The 26,915-nt window shown below is 58.7% G+C and carries 25 protein-coding genes, 4 tRNA genes and 1 pseudogene; 26 read left to right on the top strand and 4 right to left on the bottom strand.

What is annotated here, in order from left to right; translation table 11 throughout:
- Window positions 1-119 precede the first annotated feature (119 nt).
- The 4 genes from DYL61_RS16980 (at window position 120) to DYL61_RS16965 (ending at window position 6,423) form a co-directional block, all read left to right on the top strand.
- Complete coding sequence (locus DYL61_RS16980) at window positions 120-1,337, top strand: phospholipase D-like domain-containing protein (protein WP_135309282.1); 1,218 nt, start codon at window positions 120-122, stop codon at window positions 1,335-1,337.
- Between the two features lie 94 nt (window positions 1,338-1,431).
- Window positions 1,432-3,153, top strand: coding sequence for a dipeptidase (locus DYL61_RS16975; RefSeq protein WP_135309281.1), 1,722 nt, complete (start codon window positions 1,432-1,434; stop codon window positions 3,151-3,153).
- A 92-nt stretch (window positions 3,154-3,245) separates the two neighbouring features.
- Entirely contained in the window at window positions 3,246-5,429 is a 2,184-nt protein-coding gene (locus tag DYL61_RS16970) for a hypothetical protein (RefSeq protein WP_135309280.1), read from the top strand.
- The gene (locus tag DYL61_RS16965; protein ID WP_135309279.1) at window positions 5,416-6,423 is read left to right on the top strand and encodes an NAD(P)/FAD-dependent oxidoreductase; all 1,008 of its coding nucleotides are present in this window, start codon (window positions 5,416-5,418) and stop codon (window positions 6,421-6,423) included. Before DYL61_RS16970 ends, DYL61_RS16965 begins: the two co-directional genes overlap by 14 nt.
- A 65-nt stretch (window positions 6,424-6,488) precedes the next feature.
- Here the strand turns inward: DYL61_RS16965 and DYL61_RS16960 are convergent.
- From DYL61_RS16960 to DYL61_RS16945, 4 genes are all read right to left on the bottom strand, one after another.
- A tRNA-Gly gene (locus tag DYL61_RS16960) sits at window positions 6,489-6,564 on the bottom strand.
- Between the two features lie 3 nt (window positions 6,565-6,567).
- Window positions 6,568-6,643: transfer RNA gene (locus tag DYL61_RS16955), tRNA-Glu, on the bottom strand.
- Between the two features lie 103 nt (window positions 6,644-6,746).
- Window positions 6,747-6,822 (bottom strand) — tRNA-Gly (locus DYL61_RS16950).
- A 3-nt stretch (window positions 6,823-6,825) separates the two neighbouring features.
- Window positions 6,826-6,901 (bottom strand) — tRNA-Glu (locus DYL61_RS16945).
- Between the two features lie 788 nt (window positions 6,902-7,689).
- Here DYL61_RS16945 and DYL61_RS16940 point away from each other — a divergent pair.
- The 22 genes and pseudogenes from DYL61_RS16940 (at window position 7,690) to DYL61_RS16830 (ending at window position 26,802) form a co-directional block, all read left to right on the top strand.
- Window positions 7,690-8,433: a hypothetical protein gene (locus tag DYL61_RS16940; RefSeq protein ID WP_135309278.1), complete on the top strand. Its 744-nt coding sequence runs from the start codon at window positions 7,690-7,692 to the stop codon at window positions 8,431-8,433.
- A gap of 121 nt (window positions 8,434-8,554) precedes the next feature.
- Complete coding sequence (locus DYL61_RS16935) at window positions 8,555-8,791, top strand: AlpA family transcriptional regulator (RefSeq protein WP_135309277.1); 237 nt, start codon at window positions 8,555-8,557, stop codon at window positions 8,789-8,791.
- Window positions 8,792-8,801: 10 nt separating this feature from the next.
- Entirely contained in the window at window positions 8,802-9,680 is an 879-nt protein-coding gene (locus tag DYL61_RS16930; RefSeq protein WP_135309276.1) for a ParA family protein, read from the top strand.
- Window positions 9,664-9,909, top strand: coding sequence for a type II toxin-antitoxin system HicA family toxin (locus tag DYL61_RS16925; protein ID WP_135309275.1), 246 nt, complete (start codon window positions 9,664-9,666; stop codon window positions 9,907-9,909). Before DYL61_RS16930 ends, DYL61_RS16925 begins: the two co-directional genes overlap by 17 nt.
- Entirely contained in the window at window positions 9,902-11,530 is a 1,629-nt protein-coding gene (locus DYL61_RS16920) for a ParB family protein (protein WP_135309274.1), read from the top strand. The genes DYL61_RS16925 and DYL61_RS16920 overlap by 8 nt, the downstream gene beginning before the upstream one ends.
- Before the next feature lie 15 nt (window positions 11,531-11,545).
- On the top strand, window positions 11,546-12,106 hold the full coding sequence (locus DYL61_RS16915) for a DUF2857 domain-containing protein (protein ID WP_135309273.1): 561 nt from the start codon (window positions 11,546-11,548) through the stop codon (window positions 12,104-12,106).
- Window positions 12,107-12,108: 2 nt separating this feature from the next.
- Window positions 12,109-13,296 carry an STY4528 family pathogenicity island replication protein gene (locus DYL61_RS16910; protein WP_135309272.1) on the top strand — a complete coding sequence of 396 codons (1,188 nt, stop codon included), beginning with the start codon at window positions 12,109-12,111 and terminating at the stop codon, window positions 13,294-13,296.
- A gap of 394 nt (window positions 13,297-13,690) precedes the next feature.
- Complete coding sequence (locus tag DYL61_RS16905; RefSeq protein WP_135309271.1) at window positions 13,691-14,479, top strand: PFL_4669 family integrating conjugative element protein; 789 nt, start codon at window positions 13,691-13,693, stop codon at window positions 14,477-14,479.
- Complete coding sequence (locus DYL61_RS16900) at window positions 14,472-15,002, top strand: DUF3158 family protein (protein WP_135309285.1); 531 nt, start codon at window positions 14,472-14,474, stop codon at window positions 15,000-15,002. The genes DYL61_RS16905 and DYL61_RS16900 overlap by 8 nt, the downstream gene beginning before the upstream one ends.
- Before the next feature lie 87 nt (window positions 15,003-15,089).
- On the top strand, window positions 15,090-15,491 hold the full coding sequence (locus DYL61_RS16895; RefSeq protein WP_135309270.1) for a single-stranded DNA-binding protein: 402 nt from the start codon (window positions 15,090-15,092) through the stop codon (window positions 15,489-15,491).
- Window positions 15,492-15,773: 282 nt separating this feature from the next.
- Window positions 15,774-17,789: a DNA topoisomerase III gene (locus DYL61_RS16890; protein WP_135309269.1), complete on the top strand. Its 2,016-nt coding sequence runs from the start codon at window positions 15,774-15,776 to the stop codon at window positions 17,787-17,789.
- A 907-nt stretch (window positions 17,790-18,696) separates the two neighbouring features.
- On the top strand, window positions 18,697-20,259 hold the full coding sequence (locus tag DYL61_RS16885; protein ID WP_135309268.1) for an ATP-binding protein: 1,563 nt from the start codon (window positions 18,697-18,699) through the stop codon (window positions 20,257-20,259).
- Between the two features lie 30 nt (window positions 20,260-20,289).
- A pseudogene (locus tag DYL61_RS16880) lies at window positions 20,290-20,436 on the top strand (type II toxin-antitoxin system RelE/ParE family toxin); the annotation flags it as partial.
- 13 nt (window positions 20,437-20,449) lie between these two features.
- Entirely contained in the window at window positions 20,450-20,734 is a 285-nt protein-coding gene (locus DYL61_RS16875; protein ID WP_106705231.1) for a HigA family addiction module antitoxin, read from the top strand.
- 52 nt (window positions 20,735-20,786) lie between these two features.
- Window positions 20,787-21,329 carry a flavin reductase family protein gene (locus DYL61_RS16870; protein WP_135309266.1) on the top strand — a complete coding sequence of 181 codons (543 nt, stop codon included), beginning with the start codon at window positions 20,787-20,789 and terminating at the stop codon, window positions 21,327-21,329.
- A gap of 365 nt (window positions 21,330-21,694) precedes the next feature.
- Entirely contained in the window at window positions 21,695-21,907 is a 213-nt protein-coding gene (locus DYL61_RS16865; protein ID WP_135309265.1) for a hypothetical protein, read from the top strand.
- Between the two features lie 21 nt (window positions 21,908-21,928).
- On the top strand, window positions 21,929-22,327 hold the full coding sequence (locus DYL61_RS16860) for a hypothetical protein (protein WP_135309264.1): 399 nt from the start codon (window positions 21,929-21,931) through the stop codon (window positions 22,325-22,327).
- An 89-nt stretch (window positions 22,328-22,416) separates the two neighbouring features.
- Window positions 22,417-22,878 carry a hypothetical protein gene (locus DYL61_RS16855; protein WP_135309263.1) on the top strand — a complete coding sequence of 154 codons (462 nt, stop codon included), beginning with the start codon at window positions 22,417-22,419 and terminating at the stop codon, window positions 22,876-22,878.
- A 99-nt stretch (window positions 22,879-22,977) separates the two neighbouring features.
- Window positions 22,978-23,640 carry a hypothetical protein gene (locus DYL61_RS16850; RefSeq protein WP_135309262.1) on the top strand — a complete coding sequence of 221 codons (663 nt, stop codon included), beginning with the start codon at window positions 22,978-22,980 and terminating at the stop codon, window positions 23,638-23,640.
- Between the two features lie 129 nt (window positions 23,641-23,769).
- Window positions 23,770-24,492, top strand: a complete 723-nt coding sequence (locus DYL61_RS16845; protein WP_135309261.1) for a DUF5983 family protein — start codon at window positions 23,770-23,772, stop codon at window positions 24,490-24,492.
- A gap of 431 nt (window positions 24,493-24,923) precedes the next feature.
- On the top strand, window positions 24,924-25,334 hold the full coding sequence (locus tag DYL61_RS16840) for a hypothetical protein (RefSeq protein WP_228392630.1): 411 nt from the start codon (window positions 24,924-24,926) through the stop codon (window positions 25,332-25,334).
- Window positions 25,335-25,881: 547 nt separating this feature from the next.
- Entirely contained in the window at window positions 25,882-26,802 is a 921-nt protein-coding gene (locus DYL61_RS16830; RefSeq protein WP_135309260.1) for a DUF3577 domain-containing protein, read from the top strand.
- Window positions 26,803-26,915 lie beyond the last annotated feature (113 nt).

Below are 26,915 nucleotides of genomic sequence, written 5' to 3'. Positions count from 1 at the left end.
CCGCCCTAAACCCTGGTACCGCGGTGCTTCAGACAGACCGCGGTGGATGGATTTGGGGCGGCTTCGCCACCCAGCGCGGGGCAAGCCCGCTCACTACAACGCTCAATGAAGAGAGTCTTATGTCCACCTCCTTGAAATTAGCTATCGCAGGTCTCGCTGGCCTGCTCCTCAGTCCGCTTGCCCAGGCGGACTTTTCAATTCCGGGGTTTGAACTGGTGCACACCGTGCCGGTGGACACTGCCCTGGGGACTGCCGACCTGCGCCAACCTGGCCCGGTATGGATCGAAATGTTCGATGGGGCCAAAAGCAGCATTGATATTGGCCAGTTCTACGCCGCCGACCATCCAGGCTCAGTGATGGACACCGTGATCGAACACCTGGAAGCCGCCGGCAAACGCGGTGTGAACATTCGCTTCTTGCTGGAAGACAAGGGCATCAAATTGTCCGAGGCCTCCACCCTGGAGCGTTTGCGTGCGATCCCCAACCTGACCTTCCGCGTGCTCGCATACGGCCAATTGAGCGGCGGGATCATCCATGCCAAATACATGGTGGTAGACGGTAAACAGGCGTTTGTCGGCAGCCAGAATTTCGATTGGCGTTCACTGGAGCACATCCACGAAACCGGGCTGCGCATCAGCGACCCGACCGTGGCTGGCCAGGTGCAGGCGATCTTCAATCAGGACTGGCAGGCCCAGGCCGCACTGGCCCAGAACAAACCGGTGCCATTACCGGCGGCAAGCAAAGAGCCAGCGCGCACCGGCAACTATCTGGTGGCCAGCCCGCAACGCTACAACCCGCCGGGCGTGGGCGATTCTCAACTGGAACTGCCGCGCCTGCTGGGCGAAGCGAAGAAGGAAGTGCGCGTGCAATTGCTGGACTACGCGCCGCTGTCCTATGGGCCCGACCGCACCCGTCCGTATTACGCGGTGATCGACAATGCGGTACGCGCAGCCGCCGCACGGGGTGTGTCGATCAAGCTGATGGTGTCCAACTGGAACACCGACAAGCTGGAACTGCCCTACCTCAAGAGCCTGGCGGTGTTGCCCAATGTGCAGGTCAAAATCGTTACCCTGCCCGAAGCCAAGCAAGGCTTCATCCCTTACGCGCGGGTCATCCATAGCAAGACCATGGAAATCGACGGCCAAGTGGCGTGGATCGGCACCAGCAACTGGTTGGGCGGCTACCTGGATAATTCGCGCAATCTGGAAGTGGTGATGCACAACGAAGCGATGGCCAAGCGTGTAGGCGATCTGCATGAACAGCTGTGGGATGGGCCTTACGCCAAGGCCTTGAGTGTCACGGATGAATACCCCGCGCCCCACCCGGGCCAGCATTGACGGTACGCACCTGAGTAGTGGTAGTGTGTGGAAATGTTTCTGACGGTTTGATCAGAAACGTCCTACTCACTACCTGCAAAGGAATGCACCCGCAATGCACTTTCCACTCAAGCAACTGGTGGCGACCACCCTGCTCGCCGCCAGCCTTTCAGCCGTTACCACCTCCGCTTTGGCCAACATCACACCGGAACAAAGTGCGGCGATTATCCAAAGCTTCAACGAAAAATCCGTCACAGATTTCCGCGGGTTCCTCGGCACGCTGACCAAGGGTGAACAGGCCGCGTCGATTAGCGCCTTTCTGGATAACAAACCCCTGAACGCCGAGCAGCAAAACGACATTAACCGCCTGCTGGGTATTTACACCCGTGTGAAGTACGGCAAGGCCGCCACCGAGACCCTGCGCGAACTGGTGGAGATCCCGACGTTCAACATCGACGGCGTGCCTCAGTATAAAAACCCGGAATTCATCAAGATCGCCGGCAAGATCGAGGCGCTGGCCAAGGCCTTTAACCTGAACTTCCGCAATATCGATGGCCGGGTGTATGAAATTTCCCTGGAAGGCAGCGGCGATGAAGTCGTCGGCATCCATGCCCATGCCGACGTGGTGCCAGTGACGCCGGAGAACTGGGTGCTGAAGGATGGCACCCAGCTCGACCCGTTCAAGGTCACGCTGATCGGCGACCGCATGTACGGGCGTGGCACCGAGGATGACAAGAACGGCATCGTGGTCGCGATGTATGCCATGAAGGTGATCAAGGAAGAAAAGCTGCCGCTGGCGCGCACCTTCAAGTTGCTGGTGGACACCACCGAGGAAACCTCCGGTGATGCAATCCCCTACTACTTCGAACGCAACCCGACGCCGCAGTACAACCTGGCGCTGGATGGCGGTTACCCCGTAGTGATTGCCGAGAAAGGCTATGGCACCGTCATGGCGACCTTCCCCCGTCGCAAGGGTGAAGGTCAAGGTGCGGAAATCATCTCGATGACCGGTGGCATGGCGACCAACCAGATTCCGTCGGCGTCGGTCGCAACGTTCGTCACCGACAAGCCTGCCGAATTGGCAGCCAGCCTGCAAAAAGCCGGCGCGGAATACGTCAAGGCCAACGGTGCTGATTTCGAAGTGGCCGCCAAGGTGGTCGGCAAAGAGGTCAAGCTGACGGTGACCGGTGTTTCCGCGCACTCCTCCGAACCGGAATCGGGTATCAACCCGGTATCGCGCATGCTGGAGCTGATCCATAGCATCGACGGCAAGATCGCGCTCAAGCACAACCACATCACCGATGCAGCGCGTTATGCCTCCGACAACTGGGGCCTGGATTACCTGGGCGGCAAGTTGGGCGTGGGCTTCTCCGATGACTTCATGGGGCCGCTGACCACGTCGCTGACGTTTGTCGGGTTGGATGACAAGGCGTTCAAACTGGCGGTGAACCTGCGGGTGCCGAAGGGCAAGTCGCCAGAAAAACTGAAAGCCGAGATTGCCGACAAATTGAACGCCTGGGACAAGAAAACCAAGGTCAAGGTGGGCTTCACCTACTCGGTTGCCGAACCGATGTACCGCAACCCGGAAGGTGAGTGGGTCAAAGCCTTGTTGGCGGTGGCCACGGAGAACCTGGGTATGGAACACAAGTTCGGCACCTCGGCCGGCGCAACCTCTGTGCATGAATTGCCCAACGGCGTGCAATTCGGCCTGGCGCGTCCGGAAGTGAAATACACCGGGCACACTGACAATGAGTTCAAAACGGTTGAGCAGTTCTTGCTGGACTTGCAGATCGTGACCGAAATGATGGGGCGGGTGGGGCAGTTGCCGAAGCTCTAATGGCCCCCCACGTAAAATCCGATTTATTGGATATCTTCTAAAGCTGCCGCCAAGAACACTGTCCCTCCAGCTCGTAACCGGAGGGACAGTCTATGTCGTTGATCAGTCATGTGGAGCAACTCTGCCGGCGCCTGGCCCCAAGGGGCTGGCGCGATTTGTTGTTGCAACATGGCCTGGACATCACGGCTATCCCACTGGAGGAAGAACTCGCCAAACCCTTGCACATTGATCGTAGCCTGCAAGGGTTCGAAGACTTTTCCATGACTGGCACCCAAGGGATTACGCCTTCGAATCCGGCAGAAAGCCTGTTATTTCATGCGCTCGCGTCACCGAACGTTCTCACCGGAATCAACCGCAGCCCACTGACGAGCTTCCCCACGGCGGCCGAGATTGAGCACGTCCTCAACTACGTCTATGGCGTCACACCGCCTAGCCTCGCAGCGCTTGAACAACAAGCCGGCGATGCGCCACTGGCGATTGTCATCTTTGCGTACGAGTACCGACCACAACCGGAGACTGTGCATAAACGTCAGGCCGATCTGTGCTTTTCCCGCACCGGTGTGGCTCGCGTCGGTACCGCGCCCGCACTCTATGACGCGCAGCGGCGCGGTTTTTTACCTTTTGTCGAAGGGCAACCGCAGCGCATGCGCGTGATACCGGCTCGGTACGGCGCGTTCATCGCCATGCGGCAAACCGGCAACGAGGTGCAATTTGGCCCGATGGGATTTCAGCCAGACGTCGATCCCGCGCTTGAGTTCTGGGTACCGTTGCACAAATTGTTCGATGGTCCTGAATGCCTAGCGGGACTGGACTTGCACGTGCAACTGGAAAATTACCAGATCAACGAAAAAATCCGCCAGATCCACATGCGCTTTCGTCATACCGGCTGGCAGGAACCCGACATCTTGAACCCTCCTTTCGTCATCACGCAGGAGTTGTGTCACTGGGGCGATTGCACACGGTTCGGCCCCGGCTTACTGATCCCCGACGCCAAACCCACACTCGTCGAGTTGGCCCACTACAAAGGGGAGCCCTTGTCTTTCATGATGCCCCCCAACTCCGGCGGCTTGATCCATGGACGCCACCGCGTTCGCGACGATGGTTCAGTTGAAGATCTCAACGACCGGCAAGATGTCGATGAAATAGTCAACGCCGGCGGCTACCGTGCCCTGCACTACCAGGACGCAATGGCCGATGGTTGGGTAAGGGCGCACTGCCCCGCGCTGGCATTGGAGAGCGTCGCGGCCTATTCGATCATCGGCGCGCCGGATTTTTTCCCGCTGTGCGGGCAGCGGGAACTCAAGGAATGGTCCAGCACACCCGGTGTTTTCCCCTGCCCTGCGCCACCTTGCCCTGAGGTGTGGCACACGCGGGTCAATCCGCTTTCTGATGTGCGTTTCTATGTCAATCAGTCGCTTCACGGTGGCTATTTTTCTGCGGATGACCGAGGTGCGACAGCAATTGTCGCCCTGGCTCAAACCACCGCGACATCAGGTCCTGCCCTATCGGTAGCGCGCGCCCAACGCCAATCCTGGCTACCGGACTTCGCCAGCGGCGTGTTCGGTCCGGGCTGGGAAATAGGTCGAGGCCTGGTAGATGCCCCGTTCACGAATATGTTGTGCGGTTATCAACTGGCCAGCCCTTTCACGGAAGACGCCCGTATCTGTGCCGCGCTGGGTTCTTATTGGCCAGGGGTAGCGCCGGACTCAACCCGTGCCTTCGAACCGCGAGCTATTTCCACCACGATCATTCCGCTGACCGATACCGAGATTGGCCTCAACGGCAGCCCCGGCTGGGATGGTCGCAGCGGGCCGATATTGGTCGAGGTGCAGGGGCGCATGCTGGTCCAGTACCACGCCTATGAATACAGCGACTACACACAAGCGGCACTGGACGGCCAACTGTCTCTTGCTGTTACCGGGCACACCGGCACCGAGCAGTATCATCAGCGCGTATTGGGCATGTGGCGCGCGTACAGAGCCATCGGTGCGGGGTCAGACAAAGAACTACGAAAGCTCTGGCCGCTGTTGTCATTTTCCCTGGTACAGCGACCAGACGCGGCATTCGAAGCCGCGCAGCAGGAGGCCGACGTTCAACTGGAGGGCAATGTGCAACATTATTGGTTCTACAAACGCGGATCTATCAGCACTCCAACGGACAACTTCAAGCTTCGTCATGTCGAAATGCTCCAACAGGTCCAGTTGTATGTCAGCGCGGACGCGCTGCTGATGCGCCAGGACGAAGGGCTCTGGCGACGAGTCGATGAACCGTTTTGATGTGATCGTCGTGGGGGCCGGGCCGGCGGGCTGTGCAACGGCTATCTACGGCGCACAGCGAGGCCTGCGCATCGCGTTGCTGGAGACCAGCCGGTTCCCTCGGCACAGGCCGGGAGAAACCTTGCACCCCGGAGTCGAACCCCTGTTGCAACAACTGGGGGTCTCGGCACTTACAAACAGCCAGGAGTGCCTGCGACATGCGGGTCACTGGGTGCACTGGGATGGGCCGCCACGCTTCCAATCATTCGGCCAGGATGGATGGCGCGGCTTCCAGATCAATCGAGCAACGCTCGATGAGCACCTGTTGAAAGCGGCGAACCATGCGGGCGTAGAGGTCTTTCATCCACGTCGCCTCCACCAGGTGCTGTTTGAGCACCGCCGGGCGCAAGGCGTGCTGGCAGATGCAACCCCTTGGAAAGCGCACTATGTAGTAGATGCCACGGGGCGAAATGGCTGGATGCAACGTCAACTGGGAACACCTTGGCTGCGATTTTCACCGAAGCTGATTGCGCGGTACGGTTACTGTCGCGACGAGAGACTCGCACATGACCGCCTTGGGCTTTTTGCTCATGCACAAGGTTGGCACTGGATTGCCCGTATCAACCGCTCGTGCCTGCATTGGACTCAGCTGTATTTTGTCGAGGGCACCCGGCATGCTTCCTGCCCGCGCGAACTCGATCAGCTTGCAGCGATAGGGCCCATACGGGGAGCAGACGTGTCTTGGAGGTGTTGCCACAAAACAGCAGGACCGGGATATTTTCTAGTCGGCGATGCAGCTGCAACGCTGGACCCCTGCGCGTCCCATGGTGTTATCAAGGCATTGATCTCAGGCATGCAAGCCGCCTCGGCGATTATCGACTGCCTGTCGGGGCAGGTTGACGAAGCAACGGTGCAGGCGGCCTATCAAGCCTGGGTACAGACGACATTCGAACGCGATGTGGTGGCGTTGCGCGACTTTTATCACACCCACCCCTATCCACCGAACTGGCTGTAGGCCGTTGCACAAATTGCGCACAAACAAAAACGCCGATCATCTCTGATCGGCGTTTTTGTTGAATATGGAGCGGGAAACGAGACTCGAACTCGCGACCCCGACCTTGGCAAGGTCGTGCTCTACCAACTGAGCTATTCCCGCAAATGGCGTCCCCTAGGGGACTCGAACCCCTGTTACCGCCGTGAAAGGGCGGTGTCCTAGGCCACTAGACGAAGGGGACACGCTACTGAAACACATGGTGTGTATCTCAGTGCCCAGAGGTTAAATCCGAAGATCATGCCCTGGTTTCACTCAGCGCCGCCCGAAGGCCACACTGCTTAAATTGGAGCGGGAAACGAGACTCGAACTCGCGACCCCGACCTTGGCAAGGTCGTGCTCTACCAACTGAGCTATTCCCGCAAATGGCGTCCCCTAGGGGACTCGAACCCCTGTTACCGCCGTGAAAGGGCGGTGTCCTAGGCCACTAGACGAAGGGGACACACAACTGAAACACATGGTGTGTATTTCAGTGTCCAGAGGTTAGGTCCGAAGACCATGCCCTGGTTTCACTCAGTGCCGCCCGAGGGCAACACTGCTTAAATTTGGAGCGGGAAACGAGTCCTTGGATCGACTCACAACTCTTTGATTGATAAAGAGTTTTAAAAATCCCGCCAAACAGGATGGACAAGATTATGGACTACTTTTGGGCCGACAGCAAGCCCGAACGCGAAAAATAGTCCACCGACGTCCATGGATGTCCAAGAACATCCACACCTCCCCGTCCGCCTGCAAGGAATCACCTGCAAGCGCGGCCAAGACTTTGCACGCGTCCTCTCGCGCTCCAGCCACCCCATCCGCTGAAGCAACACACCCCCTCACTTGAGTTTCCGTGTTGGTCTATCAGCATTCCAGGTAGGTCTCACAGGCCCGCTTTTTCCCCGGATTTCCCACGCATACGCAACTGGGTACAGCTCCACGCAGCCCAGTTAGACATACAGATGACCAGGGAATACACAACGGGTCTTGATGAAATGACCAAGGCCTATGACGCTGATGTATGCGAACAAGCATCAAGCAATTGCGGTCGGGGTTTGTTCAACAGACCCACGACTTTATTTTCACACAACGAGCGCGTGATAGCCACTTGCCTTTAAGGGTATGTGAACTCGCGTTTTAGTACGACGCGCAAGCGCCCCTAAAACGCCTATTCAAGCAGGTAGAACAGGCCAACGTTGAGTTGGTAGCAGAGGTGTTTGTGATGTAGCGCTCCCACAAGGAGATAGGTGCATGCATAAAGATCCCCCAGTATCGAAGGTCTTCTATCGACCAATCGAAGCTGCCATACGTTGGGCTGGTCTGTTGCGATACAAACAGGACATTCTGTCCGCCATCTCGTCACCAAGAGAGTTGCCGCTAACCCTTGAATGCCCTCGATGGGATGAACTCCGGCTGTGCACTGATCGCATCTACGATGCCATCATCAACCAGGAACTGTCCTATGGGCGTAACGGGATCACGCTGAATGACGAAGCGTTGCTCGAAAGCGATGACCTGACGGTCCGCCACGTCGATCTAAAACGCTGGATGCGTATGCACTATCCAGAGCACCGACCAGCGTTTCTCTTCAGTCGCAGCGAACGCATTGCGCATCCCGTCATCACTCTGGAAACCGGCCAGGCACTACTGGTTGAGCGGCAGGCCCTGAAGGCAGACCTGATGCAGTGCCGCCGACAAATGCAGGAACTGCAGGAAAGGTATGACGGGCTGCTGAAACAATCCACCGTTATTCCCGCCTGCAACCAATGCCCCATCAGTGATCGCGCAGAGACGACTTACCTGAACATCATAGGAGGGATGCTTGAGTTGATGCTCAGCCAGTCACCTTCAGGAGTGCCGTACTCCAGCTTCAGGACACAAGAAGCTATCGTCAGCGCGATGGTCGCTAACCATGGAGGTGCGATGGGCATCACGGAAAGAACGTTGAACGGTAAGTTCGCCAGTGCAAAACGGAATTTACGTAATGCAATGTGATGAGGAAGTCCAGCTTGTATCTGCAGTCCCGGAAACTGCATTTGCAATGTACTTCCCCTGCCATGTCTATTGAATAGAGGTCACGCCAACAAACGCCACCGAGCGTTAAGGAGTGACCTCTATGTCGCAGATGTCTGTATTACAGCCGGGCGAGCGCCGCATTCTTCGACTCGACGAAGTTGAGGCAAAGTCTGGTTTCAAACGTGCTCACATTTATGCCCTGATGAAGAAGGGCCAGTTCCCTCAAGCGCTTCGCCTCGGTATCCGCGCGGTTGGCTGGGACTCGGCTGAGGTAGACCTGTGGATCAGCGAACGGCTGAAAAACCGGGTGCAACCGACTCTCCCACGCGAATCTTGAGGAGAGCCTTATGCAGGTCGTATCTATCATTTCGACAAAGGGCGGCGTAGGCAAGACGACGACCACGGCCAATTTGGGTGGACTCCTCGTCGATGCGGGTCTTCGTGTACTGCTGCTTGACCTCGATGTCCAACCCACACTGTCGTCATATTATGAGCTTGCGCATCGTGCCCCAGGGGGTATCTATGAGCTGCTGGCGTTCAACGAACGGCGCATTGAGCAATTGGTTTCACGCACGATCATTACAGGCTTGGACTTGGTACTGTCCAATGACGATCGGGGTGAGCTAAACACGCTACTGCTGCATGCACCCGATGGTCGCCTACGGCTGCGCCACCTACTGCCAGTACTGGCGCCACTCTATGACCTAGTGCTGATAGATACCCAGGGTGCGCGCAGTGTGCTGTTGGAAATGGCTGTACTGGCCTCCGACCTAGCGCTATCACCAGTAACCCCCGAGATTTTAGGAGCACGGGAGCTGCGGCGCGGCACCATGCAATTAATCGAAGACATTGCGCCGTACCGTCATCTTGGCATCGAGCCGCCGCCTCTGAATCTGCTCATCAACCGGGTGCATCCCGTTTCCTCAAACGCAAGGCTGATCCAGCAGGCGCTTCGTGACCTGTTCCGAGATCACGATGGCATTCGTGTTCTGGACACTGACGTGCCTGCGCTTGAAGCCTATCCCCGCGCTTCGACCCGCGGCCTGCCCGTGCATCGCGTCGAATATCGGCAACCCTTGGGCCGAGTGGCGCCAGCTGCACTCGACACCATGCGATCACTCGCTTGCGAGCTCTTCCCTGAATGGAGGGACCAACTGCTCCTTGTATCGGGACGCACACGTGGAACCACTCAATCCGGGAGGACGCATCATGGCAAACGCGCATGAGCTAGCCCGCGGTCATAAACGTCTGCGTGCCCTGATCGAGTTTGCCATCGGTGAAGGATGGCACGTCAAGCGCACCTCTGGAGGGCACCTCAAGTTCACTAAGAATGGCTGCGCGCCGATCTATACCAGTTCCACCGCCAGCGACCATAGGGCCAGCTTGAATGCCCGAGCACAGATTCGCCGCGCTGACCGGGTGTACCAGTCGGGCCTGGGAGCGAATCATGGCTGAGATGACCTCTCAGGACATGGCCGGCAAGTTGCTGGCTGCGGGATTCCAGCGCAGTGGTCCATCTGCTGAGGCGCTCAGTGATCCGATTGCCGACACGCCCATGGTAGTCACCCTGGATCAGTTGCGTCCTTACGACCACGACCCGCGTGTGAAGCGCAACCCGGTCTATAAAGAAATCAAAGCCTCCATACGCGAGCGGGGACTGGACGCACCACCTGCGATTACTCGACGGCCCGGTGAATCGCACTACATCATTCGTAATGGCGGGAACACCCGTCTTGCGATACTGCGCGAGCTATGGGCAGAGACCAAGGATGAACGGTTTTTCCGCATACCTTGCCTGTTCCGTCCGTGGCCTGAGCGTGGGGAGATAATCGCGCTGACCGGGCACTTGGCGGAGAATGAGCTGCGCGGTGGCCTGACATTTATTGAGCGCGCACTGGGTGTCGAAAAAGCTCGCGAATTCTACGAGCAGGAAAGCGGTGGTTCGCTGAGCCAGTCTCAACTTGCCCGTCGCCTAGCGGCTGATGGATACCCTGTGCAGCAATCGCACGTCAGCCGTATGAGCGACGCGGTGCGCTATCTGCTGCCGGCGATTCCGACCGTGCTCTACGCCGGACTCGGCCGCCATCAGGTGGAGCGCCTCGCAGTGATGCGAAAGGCATGTGAACGCACATGGGAGCACTACGCGAAGGGGCAGAGCCTTTCGATCGACTTTGACAGCTTCTTCCAGGACGTACTGGCGCAGTTCGACTCCCAGGGCGATGAGTTTTCGCCTCAGCGGATTCAGGACGAACTGATCGGCCAAATGTCCGATCTGCTCGGTATCGACTATGACGTACTCAGCCTGGACTTGACCGAGTCCGAGAGCCGGCACCGTGCCCTGGTCAGCGATCCGACACCAGTCTCGACACCTCCTGTGCTGCCAGACCCTGCGACACCCCAACGGAGCCAAGTCGAGACATCGCCCGTGGCATCAGCTCCACCCGAGCCAACGCCTGCAAACCAAACCAGCGAGAAGTCCGGGCAGGTCTCCGTCGATGACCCCACAGCCACTTCGGATCTGCTTCAGGGGCACATCGTTTCCCAAGCGCCCACCACGGAGCGGCTGCAATCGATCCAACGCATGATGGCAGAGCAGCTGGGTGATGCACTGCCACCGGACTTCGTAGCCAGCGTCTTGCAGTCGATTCCCGTACAAGCTGGCGGGCTCTATCCAATTTCCGATGTCTGGTATATCGACCCCGGCCTCGACACGCCCGACCGGCTACGCATTCATATTGCACAGTTTGCTCGTGAGATCGCTGCCGATGCTTCTCTAGCGGATTGCATCGAGGACAGCACCGACGGCATCGGTTTCGTATGTCCAGTGACACGGGATGGTTTGTCTCCGGCGGGCCGCGCCGTCCTGGCCTTGCTGGTTTCCCTCAGCGGAAAGCGCCTGGCAGAAAGTGGTCTCGACGATGCGCCGTTCGATGCCGACCTCCCGGCACTACTGCATGGCCATGGCGACTCAGGGAAGCAATTGAGCGATACCGCGCTGGTCAAGCTGTTTCGCCTGCTGCGCTTGGCCAGGCGTCTTCTTGAGCTGGAAGCTGGTAGTCCAGATCACGGTTCCTGAGCGGGGGAGGCCTTGATGTCAGCATCACATCCACTGAACCAAGCCGTCATCGCGCAGGCATTGTTTGATCTACGGAACGGCCAATTGCGTCGCTGCAAAGCCATGGGCTTTGCCGAGGACGATCTGGATGCTCTGAAGCATCCTGCCCTCGTGAGTGTTCTTGCAAATGCCACTGTGTCTTGGTGCACCGTATCTATCAACCGCGATGTGCTTCTACGCCTGCTGAAGCAGGGGCAGGATGTGGAGAAAGAGATCGCCACGGTTGATCGTATGCTGCGCCTCGGCGGCAGTACTGAAATGGTCAGCCGCTTCTACGGCCTGACCCATCAAGAAGTCGCGTTGCGGAGAGAAATTCTGGGCCTGCCCAAGCGCAAGGGTCGCCACCCCGTACTTGACGAACAGCAAGACACCGAACTGTGGAAACAGTGGAAATCTCTCACCACCACAAGGGGCGTCGAACTTGATGACGACGCATCAGTTCTGGACACCGCCATGGACTTGGCCGAAAGCATGTCACTGCCGCTGTCGGTAGTCTGGGCCACCATCAAAACCTGGGTAGACCAGGGACTGGGGTAGCCATGGCGGTGGATGATGCACCACGACGCCAAGGCCCCATTGCGCTCTCCGATCTGTTCGACAGTGCTCTGAAGCAACTGGCACCGCAACCAAATGCCGCTGCCAGCACGTCAAGCGATGCGTTCCTCTTTAGCGGCAACCGCCATGAGAGCGTTCCGCGCAGCTTGTTCCTTGATCGGCGACTGACGCCGCTAGAACGCAACGCATGGCAAGTATTCCGACTCCAGCTCAATGATGATGGCGTCACAGCATTCCCAACCTACGAGCAGCTGCGCCCCTGGCTGGCGTCAATGCCATGCAGCGCGCAAGCCTCGCACGAGACGGTGGCGCGGGCACTCACACTGCTACGCTTGACCCGCTGGCTCAGCCTGGTGCGTCGCCGGCGTGACCCGAAGACAGGCCGAATCCTCGGCAATCTTTATGTGCTGCATGATGAGCCGCTAACACCGTTCGAGGCTATGCAGCTCGACCCCGACTATCTGCAACTCGTCAGTCAGTCCCTCAGTCACTCTGCAAAGGCCGTGCAGATCGTTGGGTTCAACACGCTACAGGAGATTGCCGAGGATCCTCTCCTGAGCGGCCGCACCTTGCCTTCACGTCTGCAAGTGTTGACCCAACGCATGGCATTGGAAGGTGGAGGTCCGTTCGAAAGTTATCCACAGGCAGGCGCCATCCACGAATCCGAAGAAGGCGCGGAAGCCCCACTTCGGATTCTCGGCCCCCTGTCTTCGGATTCCGAAGCAGGGGTGAAACCCGCGTCAGACGGCTCTCTTCGGAATCCGAAGACGGACCGTACTGTACGTAAAGAAAGTATTAAAGAAGTACGTACAGTACCGCGCACGAAGGGAACCCAGGATCTGCAACTGCCTGACCGGTTCATCGGCCTGAAGCAGGAGCAGCAGGCCGGCGCACTGGTGGCGCTGCAGCAGGTAGATGTGTCACTACGGCAGGCAGTGCTCGACGAATGGGCTGCCCGTTGTCGAGGTAGCACCGTTCGCAATCCCGCAGGCTATCTGTTCGGCATCATCCAGCGTGCTATCCACGGCGAATTCAAAGCCTGGGCTGGGCAAACCAAGACGACGACACCGCCCACGACACAGCAAGATCCGGGGCCGAAGCATGCCGTCGCACCGCCAGAGGTCGCCAAGGAGCACATCAACAGGTTACGCGATCTGCTTCGTAGCAACTGAGTGGTTGAACAGGATGGAATGATGCGGATGTCCTTTTATTGCCCGGTAACCCGATGCATCAGCCTTCCGTGGACGTTGATGGAGCTATCCCCTGGGGATAGTTGTGTTTCGGCTTGGGGTAAGGATATGCCCGTGTGGTGTCATCGCGATCGCAGCAGCTACGGACCGCCCCCACGGGCGGATAACCGGGAGTGCCGTCCGAATAGCGCTCTATGGCGTTCCATGGAGCTATCCCCTGGGGATAGTTCCATGTACGACGAAGCAGGTGGTGACATGGTGCATTGATCCCACCTAAGCACCACAACCGGGGTTGCACCGAGTGCGGTTTGTTGACTGACGGCCTTCCGGATACTGCCGAAGCTGGCGACTCGTCATCCAACAGCGAGTCGTCACTATGGCTACAAATGAACCCCTACAACTGAATCTCGGATCCTTGCGTAGCGCAATGTCGCTGACGCTTCACACCCACCATGCTTCGCGCATTTGGCACGGCCGGACTGCCTCGGATGGGCGCGCGGCCATCGTCGGACTCAACGGTTTCGTCGCCGTCATGAACAAAATGAAACGAGGGTCGGAGCAGGACGATCCTTACTCTGACTGGTGGATGCTTCGCATTGAGGAGAAGCTGGAGCAGACCCGCTCCACCTTGCAGTTGCTGCGCGAACAGGTCGACCAAGCATTGGCCGGTGTACCGGCAGCGCTGACCCTGGGCGAAAACCTCAACGTCCAACCCGTCAAGCTGCCGCTGTTCATCAACGCGCAGTTGGGCTTCGCTGCCGTGTACCTGCTGGCTGATTACGACGATATCGCCCGCAAACTCATCTTGGCCCATCACACCGCCCTGATTGACCGCAGTACCCTCGAACGGTGGCTGCACGACGGCGCACATGCGCTGCGTAGTCTATTTTCCCTGGCGCAGCAGTATCGCTACTCGGGTTGTCGCCGCGATGATTTCGCGGCGAAGAATGCCGCAGCCAGGGCGGCCATCGAGAAGTACGGCGATCTGCCCCAGGACGTGCTCGAAGGCACGCGGCGTTCCCGTTTTGCGCCTCCACCCGTGCGTCGTGGCTTGCAACAGCACAGTGAAGTCGAAGCCGATGAGGCTGACAACGCAGGCATCTGGCCGAATGCTGCGGATGATCCAATTGAGCCTGGCGCCAACGAGGATGCGCCGGATGAATGATCTGGATCAGAACCCTCGGCGCCATTTCCAGGAACTGCAACAGGCAGACTTCCTTCGGCTGGAACACGCGGCCTATCTAAAAGGCCTTTTAAGGCCTTTTAAGAGTAAGGGGGCTCTTGAGACCTGGGCCAGCCAATGCTTCGAGCTGCGCGACAGCCTCATCGCGCTGGCGCAACGGCAGGTGCTGCCACAGGCGAGCAGCCATCCCTTCCACCTGCTTCCCGTTGAACTGGCCCAGCAAAACACTGGCGCAGGCACGACCTTTTTGCGCTGGCGCAAGCCGGACAGGTCGGCGATGGGCGTGGCGCTGTGGCAGGCGTTGATGGATGGCACCGGCACGCCCATCAACCTGCTGGGGGACCTGCATGCGATTGAGCAGCAGCGCGTTGTGTTGAACATGCAGATCAGCCTCATGCACACCCTCGGGCGCCAGGCCCGGGAATGCGCCAGCAAACTGGCCCAGGCCGAAGACGTTTACCTGCGCCGGCTGAAGATCGTGGCTGCCGCAAGACGCGATCGCTGAGTGCAAGCCCAGTTACTGCCACCTTTTTCCGCAAGCCCCCGCGGCATTTTCGGTCGCGGGTATTTCAACCACTCTGGAGATTTTGATATGAGCACCCATTTTTACGGCGAAGGTAACATCGGCTCGATTCCCGAGTCGCGCGAGTTTCCTAACGGCAACGACGAGCCCAACAGGCTGTTACGCCTCAACGTGTATTTCGACAATCCCGTGCCGAAGAAGGACGGTACGTTCGAGGACCGCGGCGGCTTCTGGGCTCCGGTCGAACTGTGGCATCGCGACGTCGAGCACTGGGCCACCCTTTACCAAAAGGGGATGCGCGTGATGGTGGAAGGTCGCACGGTACGCGACGAGTGGGAGGACGCTGAAGAGAACGAGCGTGTGACCTTCAAGATCGAGGCGCGGCGCATCGGAATCCTGCCGTTCCGCGTCGAGGCGGTGAAGCTCAGCGCCAAGCCATCGAACGCAGAAACGCAGCCCGAGGGCGAATAGCACCATCAGGAGTGGCGGCCTCGTGTCGCTGCTCCTGTCTCGGACGGTCCTGCAGCGTCGAACTATCCCCTGGGGATAGCTCCACTGACGTCCATGGAGTTCCACGCGCCCATGCATTTGGAAACTCCCTTTGTGCAGTTCTTCGGCTGCTCTCCAACTCTATCTACTGCTCGCCCACTCCGTGAATGCGGCTACGTGGTGTGCAGCTTGTTTGCTGATCGATCCTTGCTTCATTGCCAAGCTGCTTTCCATTGCATTCACACGTGATTCAGATGGAGCAGCATGCGCTTATATCTGTGCGAGAAGCCTTCACAAGGCAAAGACATCGGCCGGGTCCTTGGTGCCACGCAACGAGGCGACGGTTGCTTCAACGGCTCTGGGGTCGTGGTCACCTGGTGCATCGGCCATCTCATCGAGACTGCGCCGCCCGAAGCATACGGTGAACAGTACAAGCGCTGGTCCATTGAGCAGCTACCCATTATTCCCGAACGTTGGCGCGTCGAAGTCAAATCAAAGACCGCCTCGCAATTCAAGGTCGTCAAGGCGCTGCTGGCCAAGGCGACTGAACTGGTAATCGCTACTGACGCCGATCGCGAGGGCGAACTGATCGCCCGAGAGATCATCGAGCTTTGTGGTTATAGCGGCCCCATCCAACGGCTGTGGCTGTCTGCGCTGAACGATGCGTCGATCCGCGCGGCACTCGACAAGCTGCGGCCTTCGGCCGAGACACTGCCGATGTACTACTCGGCTCTGGCACGCTCCCGGGCGGACTGGCTGGTCGGCATGAATCTCAGCCGGCTGTTCACAGTGCTCGGACGCCAGGCTGGCTATGACGGCGTTCTGTCTGTGGGCCGGGTGCAAACACCAACCCTGCGGCTCGTTGTCGATCGTGATCGCGAGATCGCACGGTTCGTTTCTGTGCCGTTCTGGGCCATCGACGTTGCGTTGTCTGCAGCCGGACAGGCATTTTCGGCACAATGGCTGGCACCCGCAGCAAGTGCCGACGAAGCCGGCCGCTGCCTGCAGGAGTCCATTGCGCAGTCGGCTGCACAGCAGATCCGCGCAGCCGGCTGCGCGCAGGTGCTCTCGGTCGACACGGAGCGGATGCGCGAAGGCCCACCGCTACCGTTCGATCTCGGAACTTTGCAGGAAGTCTGTTCCAAGCAGCTCGGGCTCGATGTTCAGGAAACACTGGACATTGCCCAGGCCTTGTACGAAACGCATAAAGCAACCACGTACCCACGCTCTGACTCGGGCTACCTACCCGAGAGCATGCTCACCGAAGTGCCAGTGGTGCTCGAAAGTCTGCTCAAGACCGATCCCACGCTGCGTCCGATTATCGACCAGCTCGATCGCAACCAGCGCTCGCGCGCTTGGAACGACAGTAAGGTATCCGCGCACCACGGAATAATCCCAACGCTAGAATCTGCACACCTGGCGGCCATGAGCCAGAAAGAGATAGCCGTCTACCGATTGATCCGTGCGCATTACCTCGCGCAGTTCCTGCCTCATCATGAATTCGATCGCACCACCGCAAGCCTCTCGTGTGGGAACCATACGCTCCAGGCAGTAGGCAAGCAGATCGTCGTCCCAGGCTGGCGGCTGTTGATGGCTGAGCCGCAACCAGAAGATACCGGTGACGACGCAGCACCTCGCAGCCAAGTGTTACCTGCACTGCACGAGGGTTTGGCTTGCCAGGTGACCGGCACCGATCTCAAGGCGCTCAAGACGCTTCCACCGCGCCCTTACACCCAAGGCGAATTGGTCAAGGCCATGAAGGGCGTCGCGAAGCTGGTGTCCGATCCCCGCTTGAAGCAGAAGCTGAAAGATACGGTTGGCATTGGCACCGAGGCAACGCGTGCGAACATTATCAGTGGCCTGCTGGGTCGCGGCTATCTGCTGAAGAAAGGGCGTGGTATTCGTGCGTCGGATGCTGCTTTCACTCTGATCGACACCGTGTCGGCGGCCATTGCCGATCCAGGTACCACTGCGGTATGGGAGCAGGCGCTCGACATGATCGAAGGTGGTCAGCTCTCGCTCGACGTATTTGTGTCTAAGCAGTCGGCGTGGATCACGCAGTTGGTTGCTCAGTACCGCGGCACGTCCTTGTCGATCAAGGTTCCCCAGGGGCCTGCTTGTCCATTGTGCGGCTCACCGACGCGTCAGCGCACTGGCAAGAGCGGTCCGTTCTGGTCTTGCAGCCGCTACCCGGACTGCAAAGGTACATTGCCGGTCGAATCGAGTCCTCGTAAGCGCGGCGGCACGAGCAAACGCCGCAGCGGCCCTGCTGCATCCTGAAATGCCCCATGTTCCGCACACCCTGCGGGACACCCAGCGCGCAATGCCTTCCCCATAGTGTGCGTGTCCCGCCTGGCCCGTTCTGGCCGGCTGCGGGATAAGAAGGTTGCTTCTCTCTGAACCGAAATGCACGCGTTCTCCTCATCTGCATCTTTCCGTTTATGACGAAGGGTCCCCTGATGCCTTGCAATCGCGCAATCACGCGAGGCATCAGGAGACCCTTCGGGTCGACGGTACTCAGCGCCGGTGCCCTCCGGCGAAACACAGGGCTCCCTTTGTGCGCGGATGTGCGCCAGACGATGCCGACCCCAGCCACGACATGGGTCGGGTGTGATTGCTGACAGCGAACGGTTCTAGCGACGACCGGGTCCTGAATCAGCCCACGGGTGGTTTCTTCCTACCCCGCTGGAGGCGTTCTGCCTCCAGCGTCCTGTTATCTCTCTCGCTCTTTGCAACACCGGCCATCCCCGCGATGAGCCACCCCAGGGCGCTTATGCCCCACCAGATCAGGAGATGACGCATGAACCATCCCACCCTTCAGTACGGCAGCGTGTGCAGCGCACTGCCTGGACAACGGGGGGGAAGCTGCAGCGCATTGATACGCGACGTACTGAGCTAACCAGGCGATCCTCACGCCTGCATTTGCCGACGTATCGGCAGTTGCCAGTAGCTATGGTCGTTCAAGCTGCGCCGCGGAGCTTTCCGCGCCGACCACCTCGTCCGTTTCGCATCGTGCCGCGGACGCGCGCCCATCCCGGGCGTCGATGCTGCATCTCCATCGGGCATCCCAGCCCAATCCATCCCAGATCGGTAATTGCCTGACCGCGCTTCATCGCGTCGAGCACGGCTGCGCGTCTTTCCGATCCCTGCGCCTGACGGCGTGCAACCTTTTCCCAGGAGCCTTCCAATGAGCACCATTCGCCTCAAAACCAACCAAAACCGGTTGATCGCCAACCTGCGTCATGCATTCAATCAGACTTCCATGCTGGGCGAGCTGTTGCAGAATGCACGGCGCGCCCAGGCCAGCGAGATTCACTTCACAGTGAACCAGGACAGTCTGACCATCAGCGACAACGGCAGTGGCATAGCCGACCTGCAGAACTTGATCCACATCGCCGAATCGGGTTGGGATACGTCCCTCAAGTCCCGAGAGAACGCCTTCGGGCTAGGCGTCCTTTCCACGCTGTACTTCGCTGAGAATCTCAGCGTGCATTCCCGCGATCGGGCTTTCAGTGCACCCACCGAATCGGTCATTGCCGGGCGGCCTATCCAGGTCGAGCGACAGATTCCTCGTACCGGTACGGAGATTCGTCTCGATGGTGTCAAGCCAGTGGCGGCCGGAGAAGATCTGCCAAGTTGGGTGGAGCGGCAGCTCAGACGCTTGTGCGAAGCCTTTCCGGTTCAGGTCTGGCTCAACGGTGTTGAAGTATCTCGACCTCTGGCATCTCCTGCACTGCAATGGCGCGAGACGGCCATGGGTAAGGTACTGCTTGACCTCACCGCTTCGCGAACCCAGTGGAAGTGCTTCTTGCAGCGACTTCCCATTGGCAGAGCGCCACTCTATAGCCATCATCAGGTCGTATTGTTACCCGACGAAACGTTGGCGAAACTTCCGGACCGTCAGCATCTGCTGAACGAAGCGGAGGATCACAAACGCATCCAAGCGGCTGTCGACCAAGCCTATCGCGCGGCTCTGATCGAGAAGAAGGAGCAACTGGCCGCCAATGACTTCATCACGCACTACGCGCACGCTTGCTTGAACTCTTCGAATGCCGATCTACTTAATGATGTTCCTTTCGTCCCAAAAGCTTGGTTCCGCGACTGGGAACAGGAGCCGGCAGGATTTCTCAGGGACTGGCAGCGTTATGGTGCCAGCGGCATCATCGCCCGAGAAATCCTGGAAGAATTAGGCGTCTGGCAGATTGAAACTGATGGGGATGACGGTCCGACTGTGGAGGTCTATCTGGAAGCGGCTAAAGCGTTCCTGTTCGATGAGCCTGGTCTGGATGATGGGCATTGGCTCAAACGTCTGATCCAACCAATCACCCCAGGCCAAGTCCAAGTCAGGACTGGAACATCCCTTCATCGGGACGCCAATCCATATCTGGCTGACTACGAGGTGGAGCTGGAATTGGTCGAAACCCTACGTATCGGGCTTGCAGGGCATGCAGACTATTCAGTGGATGCCGTGCGCAAGGGAAACACGCTCTTCCTTACCCCGAACGCTGGAGGGCGAACCGAGTTGGTTTCTGACTATGTGTTCGATGATCGCTATGACGAGGATCGCGAAGATGAAGACGCACGCACCATCATGACCTTCATCGCCGTAGGTTGCTCGCAGTCAGTCGATCACGTTGTCGCTGCCTTGTTACCGGACTCGTTGCGATTTACCGAGCAACCGAAACTCGCTGGTGCCATCGTCCGCCTGATCTTCGATGAGGCAGGTAAACTCCAGACCGTGGCCGCCTGAAGCAGGCTGTGCACAATTTTCCACGCCCCAAACATGGATCGTCCCGGCAACCGGCTGCACGCCCTCAAAGGGAAGCTCGCCGGTTACTGGGCGGTCTGTGTGTCAGGCAACTGGCGCGTCATTTTCCGGTTCGACGGCTCCGATGCGGAGCTGGTCGATTACCTCGACTATCACTGAGCAGGAGGCCCACATGGCTATGCACAATCCTCCCCATCCGGGTGAATCGCTACGCGAGGACGTTCTGCCAGCGATCAACATGACGGTGGCGGGCCTGGCCCAGCACATCGGTTATTCGCGAGGGCAGCTCTCCACCGTGCTGAACGGCCACGCGGCGATCAGCGCGGATCTGGCGCACCGGCTGGAACTGGCAGGTCTCGGCAGTGCGCGGCAGTATCTCGCCGAGCAGGCAGCCTTCGACCTATGGCAAGCCGAGCACCGCGAGCATCCGCCGATTGCACGGCTGCAATTCGCCTGATCCCAAGCCCCGCTCGTCGGGGCTTTTCCTTGTCTGGCAAAAAGGAGATTTCATGCGAGCGCTCAAGCTATCCAAAGCCTTTACCCTGCTGGAGTCCGGCCCGGTGGTATTGGTCTGTACGTACGATGGGCACAAGGCCAACGTCATGACCATCTCCTGGACGATGGTCGTGGATTTCACGCCGGTCTTCGCAATCACCACAGGGGCCTGGAATCACTCGTTCATTGCCCTGCGCGAACAGCGTGAATGCGTCATCGCCATCCCCACCATCGACATGCTCGATACCGTCGTCGGCATCGGCATCTGCTCAGGGACGGACACCGACAAGTTCACCGCGTTTGGCCTATCCACCAAGCCAGCCAGACACGTTAGAGCCCCGTTGATCCTGGGCTGCCTTGCCAACATCGAGTGTCGGGTGACTGACATCGTTGAACCGCACGGCATCATCATTCTGGAAGGCTTGGCCGCTTACCTCGACCGTCAACGAACCGAGCGCCGCGTCATCCATGCCGTAGGCGACGGAACCTTCATCGCGGATGGCTGCCGCTATGACCGCCGCCGCATGATGGCCTCCAAGTTACCTCCCGGACTCTGAGCACATTCCACCCCAGGCCTAAGAGCATCCTGTCCGTGGCGCACCGGACAGCCGAAAACGCATCTCTAGCCCCAATCGATACATTAGCCTCATCAATGCGGGTCTGACGAACTCCCTTTCCCAACTGACACCCACCGAATCGCCGGGCAATCTGCGCTCATGTGTTGCTGACGTTGTCAGCGCCATGCCAGCAGCGGGGTCTCAAGCTGCGCCGGGGACAATCCCCTCGACCCGCCAGTCCGCCATCGCATCCCCCTGCGGACGAGCACCTTTGCGGTGCCGATGCTTCTTTCTTCAACCCTTGCGGGAGCTGCCATCCCGACAAGGGATCAGGCCGTCTCCCCGCCTCAGCTATGGAGATGCCCATGCCCCGTCCAGCCTCGTTCGGCCATCTGGCCCTCAACTACGCCGGCAAGTACTTGCCACTCGAAGTCTTGCACAGCGCTGCAGGTCACTACATCGGCACGCGTGACCATGAAGGTCCGGTCTCTCGCGAGTCCGCCGAATACTTCCGCAGTGCGGCCGCTGCCCAGCAAGCCCTTTCAAGGGGTGGCTGGACTCAACTGCGTAACACTTGATCACTGTGTAAGGAGAACGCTATGAGTCAGCTTCTGCCTGTGGAAGTCATTGATCTGCTTGCACGAGAGCAACGGCATTTTGCCTGTGCTCCCACTGCATTTTTTCAAGCCTGGAAACGTGGTGTAAAAGTGGTCGGCCCGCAGTGGTTCGGCGACGGAACACACGAAGGCCTGCGTCACGCCGTCAGCATTGAGGATCTACGCCCCGACATGCTTGGACTCAACGACGCCCTCCGCACCCTGAGCAGCAACCAGGGCTTGTTCCTTTCACTAATGGTCAGCTTCTTCAATGCGCGTGAAGGTGCCGCGATGCTGCGCCGTTGCAGATTCGAGGGCCTTGCCGACCTGGGAGACCTTGACCTGGAACGGCGCCAGATCATCGCCGACCTGCTAATGAACTACAGCCATTGGCGCGCTTGACTGGCACATCCCGCATTTTCTTCACCCCAGTGAGGGACACCCGTTCCTTCGGGGCGGTGTCCCTCCATTCATCCCACAGGAGTGATTCCATGTACCAAAATCCATCCTTTGCCATCGTCCTTGAGGGTGGCCTAATTCAGGCCATTGTCGTGCAGGACTGGCCCGATCATCTCCCGCTGCCACCATTCGTAGTGGTGGACTATGACACCGAGGGCGCGGCCGACGACGAAATCGTCCGTTTCGACATCGGCAATACCAAAGCCGAAGCGCTATGCCGCAGTGACACGCCCACCGTGTTCGAGTCCCTTCCGGATGCACTGTCACCGAGGGTCGTTCTTGCTGCGCTGGACGAACCAGTGCAGGACGAGATGCCGGCTCCACTGGCGATCGCCCATCGTGTGCGTCAGTCCATCCTGGATTTGGATGCCGACATCGACGCTGCAGAGCGTTCGCCGACTGGTGACGATTACAACGATATATATCTACAGGCCAACTGCGGTCTGATCGAACTGCTGCAATCCCTGGGTGACCAGAGCGACTTCGGCGAATAGCATTTTCTCCCCACTTCCGAAGCCACGGTTTCGGGTTCACCCCTGCGGATGCCATACCCGCATGGGCTGGCTCCGCTTCATCTACCAAGGAGCTATCCCATGGCAAACAACTACTACGATGCCAACGGCGTCCTCGTGCTTGATCAAGTTACTCCGGTCATCACCGCACTGTTCGGCAGACTGAAACTGAATGCCTCTTATCCAGGCGACGGTCAGGCCTACATCAGCCTCATCTACGATGAGAGTTGCCCAAGTTGGGACACCATCTGCGAAGACCTGGCAACACTGGCGATGTCGCTGGGTTTATCAATGCCCGATGAGCAGACGCCTTCGCTAGATCAGGTTTTAGAAGTGCTCTCTCAGCACTTCGGGGCTGATCAGGATGAAGAGCTGGAAAATCTGATCGAGCATCACCCGTTCGAAGATGCCATCAGCCTCGACGCATTGTTCCTGATCGCAACGCGGTTCAATGATGGTCACAGCCTTAAGGAAATCCGCATGGAGGGATGCTGGCATTCCAGCAAGCCAAGGCTCTTCGAGTTCGGTGGGGATGGGTACTTCCTCAGCCGCGAATGCGAGGTGTACCGCACCTCTGGTCAGTCGCTGCGGCTCGGCAACGACCTTCGCAAGGCATTGCTCGTCAACGACCTTGACGGTGCCGCCGACGTGCTCGTGCGCGAAACCCAGTGCTTGCTGGCTGGCGTGAATGACGGCGCACAGCGCGCACAACTCAAACAGCGTCTTTCCGACTTGCTGCGCTAACAGATCGCACCACCAAAGCAGTCTGTATCTCATCGAAGTCACACCGAATTCCGGTGCTGTCTTCTTTCCCGGCGGGGCTCATCCCCGGTAGGGCTGGCCCTGCGTCAATCCTCACCGGAGAATCATCCCATGGACCATTCATCCAACCCTTTCGAATGCGGCTATTACGGTTTCGAGATTCAGCGCCTTGTCGTCATCAGCTATGACGAGCGCCACCCGCAAACCTTTCTGCCACTGCATCCGTCACAGGCCCACCTAGCTGATGACCAAGTGGTGTACCAAGCGTGCATCTTCAATGACGATTTTGCACTGATCAGCTATGGGCAAGCGGTGCCGCCCGAGCTCGACGCTCTCTGCGGCGGTAGCGGTTCTGTCCAGGCCGTCTACTACAGCATCTATGGCCGAACCCTGGATAGAGGCTTTATCCATGTGGGTAACAGTTACACACTGGAATCAGCCCAGGCAGTGGTGCGCAATCTGCAGTTCGAGACGGGCTTTTACAGCCGTGCCTGGGAGATCAGCACGGCACACATCACCGAGGTCTCAGGCCGTTATCTGTGCGAAATGGCGGACATCGCCATGCCAACCGGCTTCCTGTTTGTCGCGTTCCGCATTCCCTACAGCCCGGCAATTGGTGTCAAGCTGATCGCCACGCCCTGGACGGATGAGAATCTGATGGACATCGAAGGCATCACCGCTGACCAGTTGCGCCAGGAGCACCTGTCCAAGGGTATGCCTAAGGACTTGGCGAACGTCTTGTACCTGGCCGGTCTGGCGGATGTGCGCATCCTGGTCTTCGATGCCGACGCCTCGGTGCTCGATGGCTTATCCGTGTATGAGGACGAGGCCTGACGAGCCAGTCCGCTAGCCCTCATCATGCCCCTTGGGGCATTCCACCGTCCTTGCGGATTCCCCCAGAAGGGGGTAGCCCGCTCCAATATCAGGAGCATCATCATGTCTCAGCACCATGGTGCTTCCCGCAAACGCGCGAAGCCACCGACTTCCTCTACTTAGCAACCCATTTACCCCACCGGCACAGTGCGCGCACGCCGCTGGCATGGTGGGGGTGATGTGCGTGCCTATCGCCCGGCTCACGGTTGGTCAGCAATCGCTGAATTGATCGACAGACATCCCTTCAATGGCCTGCCACTGCCAAAGTCGGAATGGTGGATCGTTGAAACAAAGCTGTAGCCGTATTTCCTTTGCGCTCCACAAGAGCAATCCACCGTCCTTGCGGGCCACCCCCGCAAAGGGGTGACCCGCTACTGTTCAGGAGTATCAATATGTCTCATCAGAACGTGGCCTTGCACAGCTTGCTGCTGCAGCTCGCGAAGACCATCCGCGACCTGTGCTACCGACAGCTCGACAAGCATCGTCTGGTCAATGCCCTCAACCTAGAGGGCATCGTTACCGATCTACTACGCGAGCATGACCTTGGGCCGGACTTCGACCAGCAACTCGACATCTGCATCAACGCGATGTCGCAGGACGATGCCGTGGGCCAGACTTTGGTATTTGATCGCGACCATAGCAGTTTGCGCATGCGCGAGATCGAGGCGCTCAGCCTACTCGATGCAGATATCCAAACCTACGAGATGGTGCTGTTCGACGGCGGCAACACCCATGGCGATCGCTGGAAGCATGTGTTCTTCCCGGCGCAGCGCCTGCATTACTTCATCTATGAGGACTTCTGACCTCGCTACCGCCCCTCGATAGTCGAGGGGCTTTTTTATCCAGCTTCTCAAGGGCAGCTTCCTGTCCTGGAGGTTCGCAAAAGGCTTAAATCATGATGAATCCGATGGCCGGTTGCAGATGAACTAGCGGTCACCAGTAGATCTTCCGCCGAACGCGGGGGTGTCAATCAGGATCTGTCACACCAGTACGACACCAGCGTTCCAACCCGCCCAGTTCCATCAACTAATTATCCCACAGTCTGAGTTGGCGCTCCGAAATAGGGGATGCGCAGATTCGCATTGATCGTCGTATCGCTATCTGCATCCGGGCAGGCTATCTCCATGTTCTGCTGACGTCGTCAGCAACATGCCACGCAACCACGGTCTTCCAGGTTGCGGCGCAGCACCTGCTGCGTGACCGGACCAGTTCGCACCGCATCCACTCGCGAACGACCATCAACCCACTGATGGTGGATGCATTTGACTTATCAACCCACCGCGGGGTTACGCACCTCTCCCCGCATGGTGGGATCGGTGTGTCTCCGCTTTCATCGTATGGAGATTCACCATGAACACCACATCCAATCAGGCCAAGTCCTACTTCGATCTGCACACCTCTGGCATCGGTTTCTTGCAACGGGCCCGTGAAGTTCACGTCGAAGATGCCGACCCCTATCTATCTGTTACGGTTGCGGCACTGGTCGGCCCCAAAGCCGACCCGGTTTACCGCTACTTCGACGTCAGGGTTTCCGGTGCCGAGGCCCAGGAACTGGTCAGCAAGTATATCGGCGTCGATGATCCCAAGCGGCGCCCCCTGGTTCGGTTTCGGATCGGGGACTCATGGCCGGATGCCTACATTCGTCCCAGAGGCGAACGCAAAGGCGAGGTCGCAGCATCGCTCAAGGGCCGCTTGCTGAAAGCTGAGATGATCGATCGAGTCGAACTGGCGAAGATCGAGCAGCATGAGCTGATTACCCGAGGTATTGGCTACCTGAGCCGTCCGATCGAAGTAAAGCCGAACGAGGGCGAGCCATTCCTGGCTTGCACCATCGCGGCGTTGACGGGCAAGGTCGATGCCAAGAAGCGGCGTTATCGCTACTTCGATACCGTTGTCACTACCGAGGATGCGCAAGACCTCGTCCGTCAGTACGCACAAGCTGTCGAAGCTGACCGCAAAGTGCTTATCGCCTTCCGTCTCAATGACATGACGGCCGATCCGTACATCCGCACCAAGGGTGAGAAAGCCGGACAACCGGCGGCAAGCCTGAAGTCGACGCTGGTTCATATCGGTCTGATCAAGGTCGATGGCCAGCAGGTCTATCCTGCCGCTCCGGCAGAAGCTGAGACGCCACCGGCCCAGGTTGCAACCGCGCCCGAATCCGATGGCAGTGCCGACAACGTTGTTTCCGTCCAGAAGCCCGAGCCCGCCGAGCGCGAGCCTGAAGTCACGGCGGAGGAACTGGAGCCGGCGATGGCTGCTTCGTTCTAACCCGACAAGGCCCCGCCTCAGGGGCCTTATCACGTCCTCCCAGAGCCCATGCACTTCCCTTCGGGGAGGCGCATGCGTTCGTCTTTTCATCCCATGCAACTCGCAGGCCCCTA

The organism is Pseudomonas nabeulensis, from assembly GCF_004682045.1.
Classification (GTDB): domain Bacteria; phylum Pseudomonadota; class Gammaproteobacteria; order Pseudomonadales; family Pseudomonadaceae; genus Aquipseudomonas; species Aquipseudomonas nabeulensis.
Note: the sequence above shows the minus strand (reverse complement) of the source record. Positions and strands in the feature narration are given on the sequence as shown.

Bases quoted from the DNA above. Each gene is read 5' to 3' on its own strand.
- DYL61_RS16900 (WP_135309285.1), top strand. From the start codon at position 14,472: ATGAATGATCTGGATCAGAACCCTCGGCGCCATTTCCAGGAACTGCAA.
- DYL61_RS16975 (WP_135309281.1), top strand. From the start codon at position 1,432: ATGCACTTTCCACTCAAGCAACTGGTGGCGACCACCCTGCTCGCCGCC.
- DYL61_RS16865 (WP_135309265.1), top strand. From the start codon at position 21,695: ATGCCCCGTCCAGCCTCGTTCGGCCATCTGGCCCTCAACTACGCCGGC.
- DYL61_RS16935 (WP_135309277.1), top strand. From the start codon at position 8,555: ATGTCGCAGATGTCTGTATTACAGCCGGGCGAGCGCCGCATTCTTCGA.
- DYL61_RS16875 (WP_106705231.1), top strand. From the start codon at position 20,450: ATGGCTATGCACAATCCTCCCCATCCGGGTGAATCGCTACGCGAGGAC.
- DYL61_RS16885 (WP_135309268.1), top strand. From the start codon at position 18,697: ATGAGCACCATTCGCCTCAAAACCAACCAAAACCGGTTGATCGCCAAC.
- DYL61_RS16920 (WP_135309274.1), top strand. From the start codon at position 9,902: ATGGCTGAGATGACCTCTCAGGACATGGCCGGCAAGTTGCTGGCTGCG.
- DYL61_RS16910 (WP_135309272.1), top strand. From the start codon at position 12,109: ATGGCGGTGGATGATGCACCACGACGCCAAGGCCCCATTGCGCTCTCC.
- DYL61_RS16970 (WP_135309280.1), top strand. From the start codon at position 3,246: ATGTCGTTGATCAGTCATGTGGAGCAACTCTGCCGGCGCCTGGCCCCA.
- DYL61_RS16940 (WP_135309278.1), top strand. From the start codon at position 7,690: ATGCATAAAGATCCCCCAGTATCGAAGGTCTTCTATCGACCAATCGAA.
- DYL61_RS16830 (WP_135309260.1), top strand. From the start codon at position 25,882: ATGAACACCACATCCAATCAGGCCAAGTCCTACTTCGATCTGCACACC.
- DYL61_RS16870 (WP_135309266.1), top strand. From the start codon at position 20,787: ATGCGAGCGCTCAAGCTATCCAAAGCCTTTACCCTGCTGGAGTCCGGC.
- DYL61_RS16925 (WP_135309275.1), top strand. From the start codon at position 9,664: ATGGCAAACGCGCATGAGCTAGCCCGCGGTCATAAACGTCTGCGTGCC.
- DYL61_RS16845 (WP_135309261.1), top strand. From the start codon at position 23,770: ATGGACCATTCATCCAACCCTTTCGAATGCGGCTATTACGGTTTCGAG.
- DYL61_RS16980 (WP_135309282.1), top strand. From the start codon at position 120: ATGTCCACCTCCTTGAAATTAGCTATCGCAGGTCTCGCTGGCCTGCTC.
- DYL61_RS16915 (WP_135309273.1), top strand. From the start codon at position 11,546: ATGTCAGCATCACATCCACTGAACCAAGCCGTCATCGCGCAGGCATTG.
- DYL61_RS16930 (WP_135309276.1), top strand. From the start codon at position 8,802: ATGCAGGTCGTATCTATCATTTCGACAAAGGGCGGCGTAGGCAAGACG.
- DYL61_RS16905 (WP_135309271.1), top strand. From the start codon at position 13,691: ATGGCTACAAATGAACCCCTACAACTGAATCTCGGATCCTTGCGTAGC.
- DYL61_RS16855 (WP_135309263.1), top strand. From the start codon at position 22,417: ATGTACCAAAATCCATCCTTTGCCATCGTCCTTGAGGGTGGCCTAATT.
- DYL61_RS16860 (WP_135309264.1), top strand. From the start codon at position 21,929: ATGAGTCAGCTTCTGCCTGTGGAAGTCATTGATCTGCTTGCACGAGAG.
- DYL61_RS16840 (WP_228392630.1), top strand. From the start codon at position 24,924: ATGTCTCATCAGAACGTGGCCTTGCACAGCTTGCTGCTGCAGCTCGCG.
- DYL61_RS16965 (WP_135309279.1), top strand. From the start codon at position 5,416: ATGAACCGTTTTGATGTGATCGTCGTGGGGGCCGGGCCGGCGGGCTGT.
- DYL61_RS16890 (WP_135309269.1), top strand. From the start codon at position 15,774: ATGCGCTTATATCTGTGCGAGAAGCCTTCACAAGGCAAAGACATCGGC.
- DYL61_RS16895 (WP_135309270.1), top strand. From the start codon at position 15,090: ATGAGCACCCATTTTTACGGCGAAGGTAACATCGGCTCGATTCCCGAG.
- DYL61_RS16850 (WP_135309262.1), top strand. From the start codon at position 22,978: ATGGCAAACAACTACTACGATGCCAACGGCGTCCTCGTGCTTGATCAA.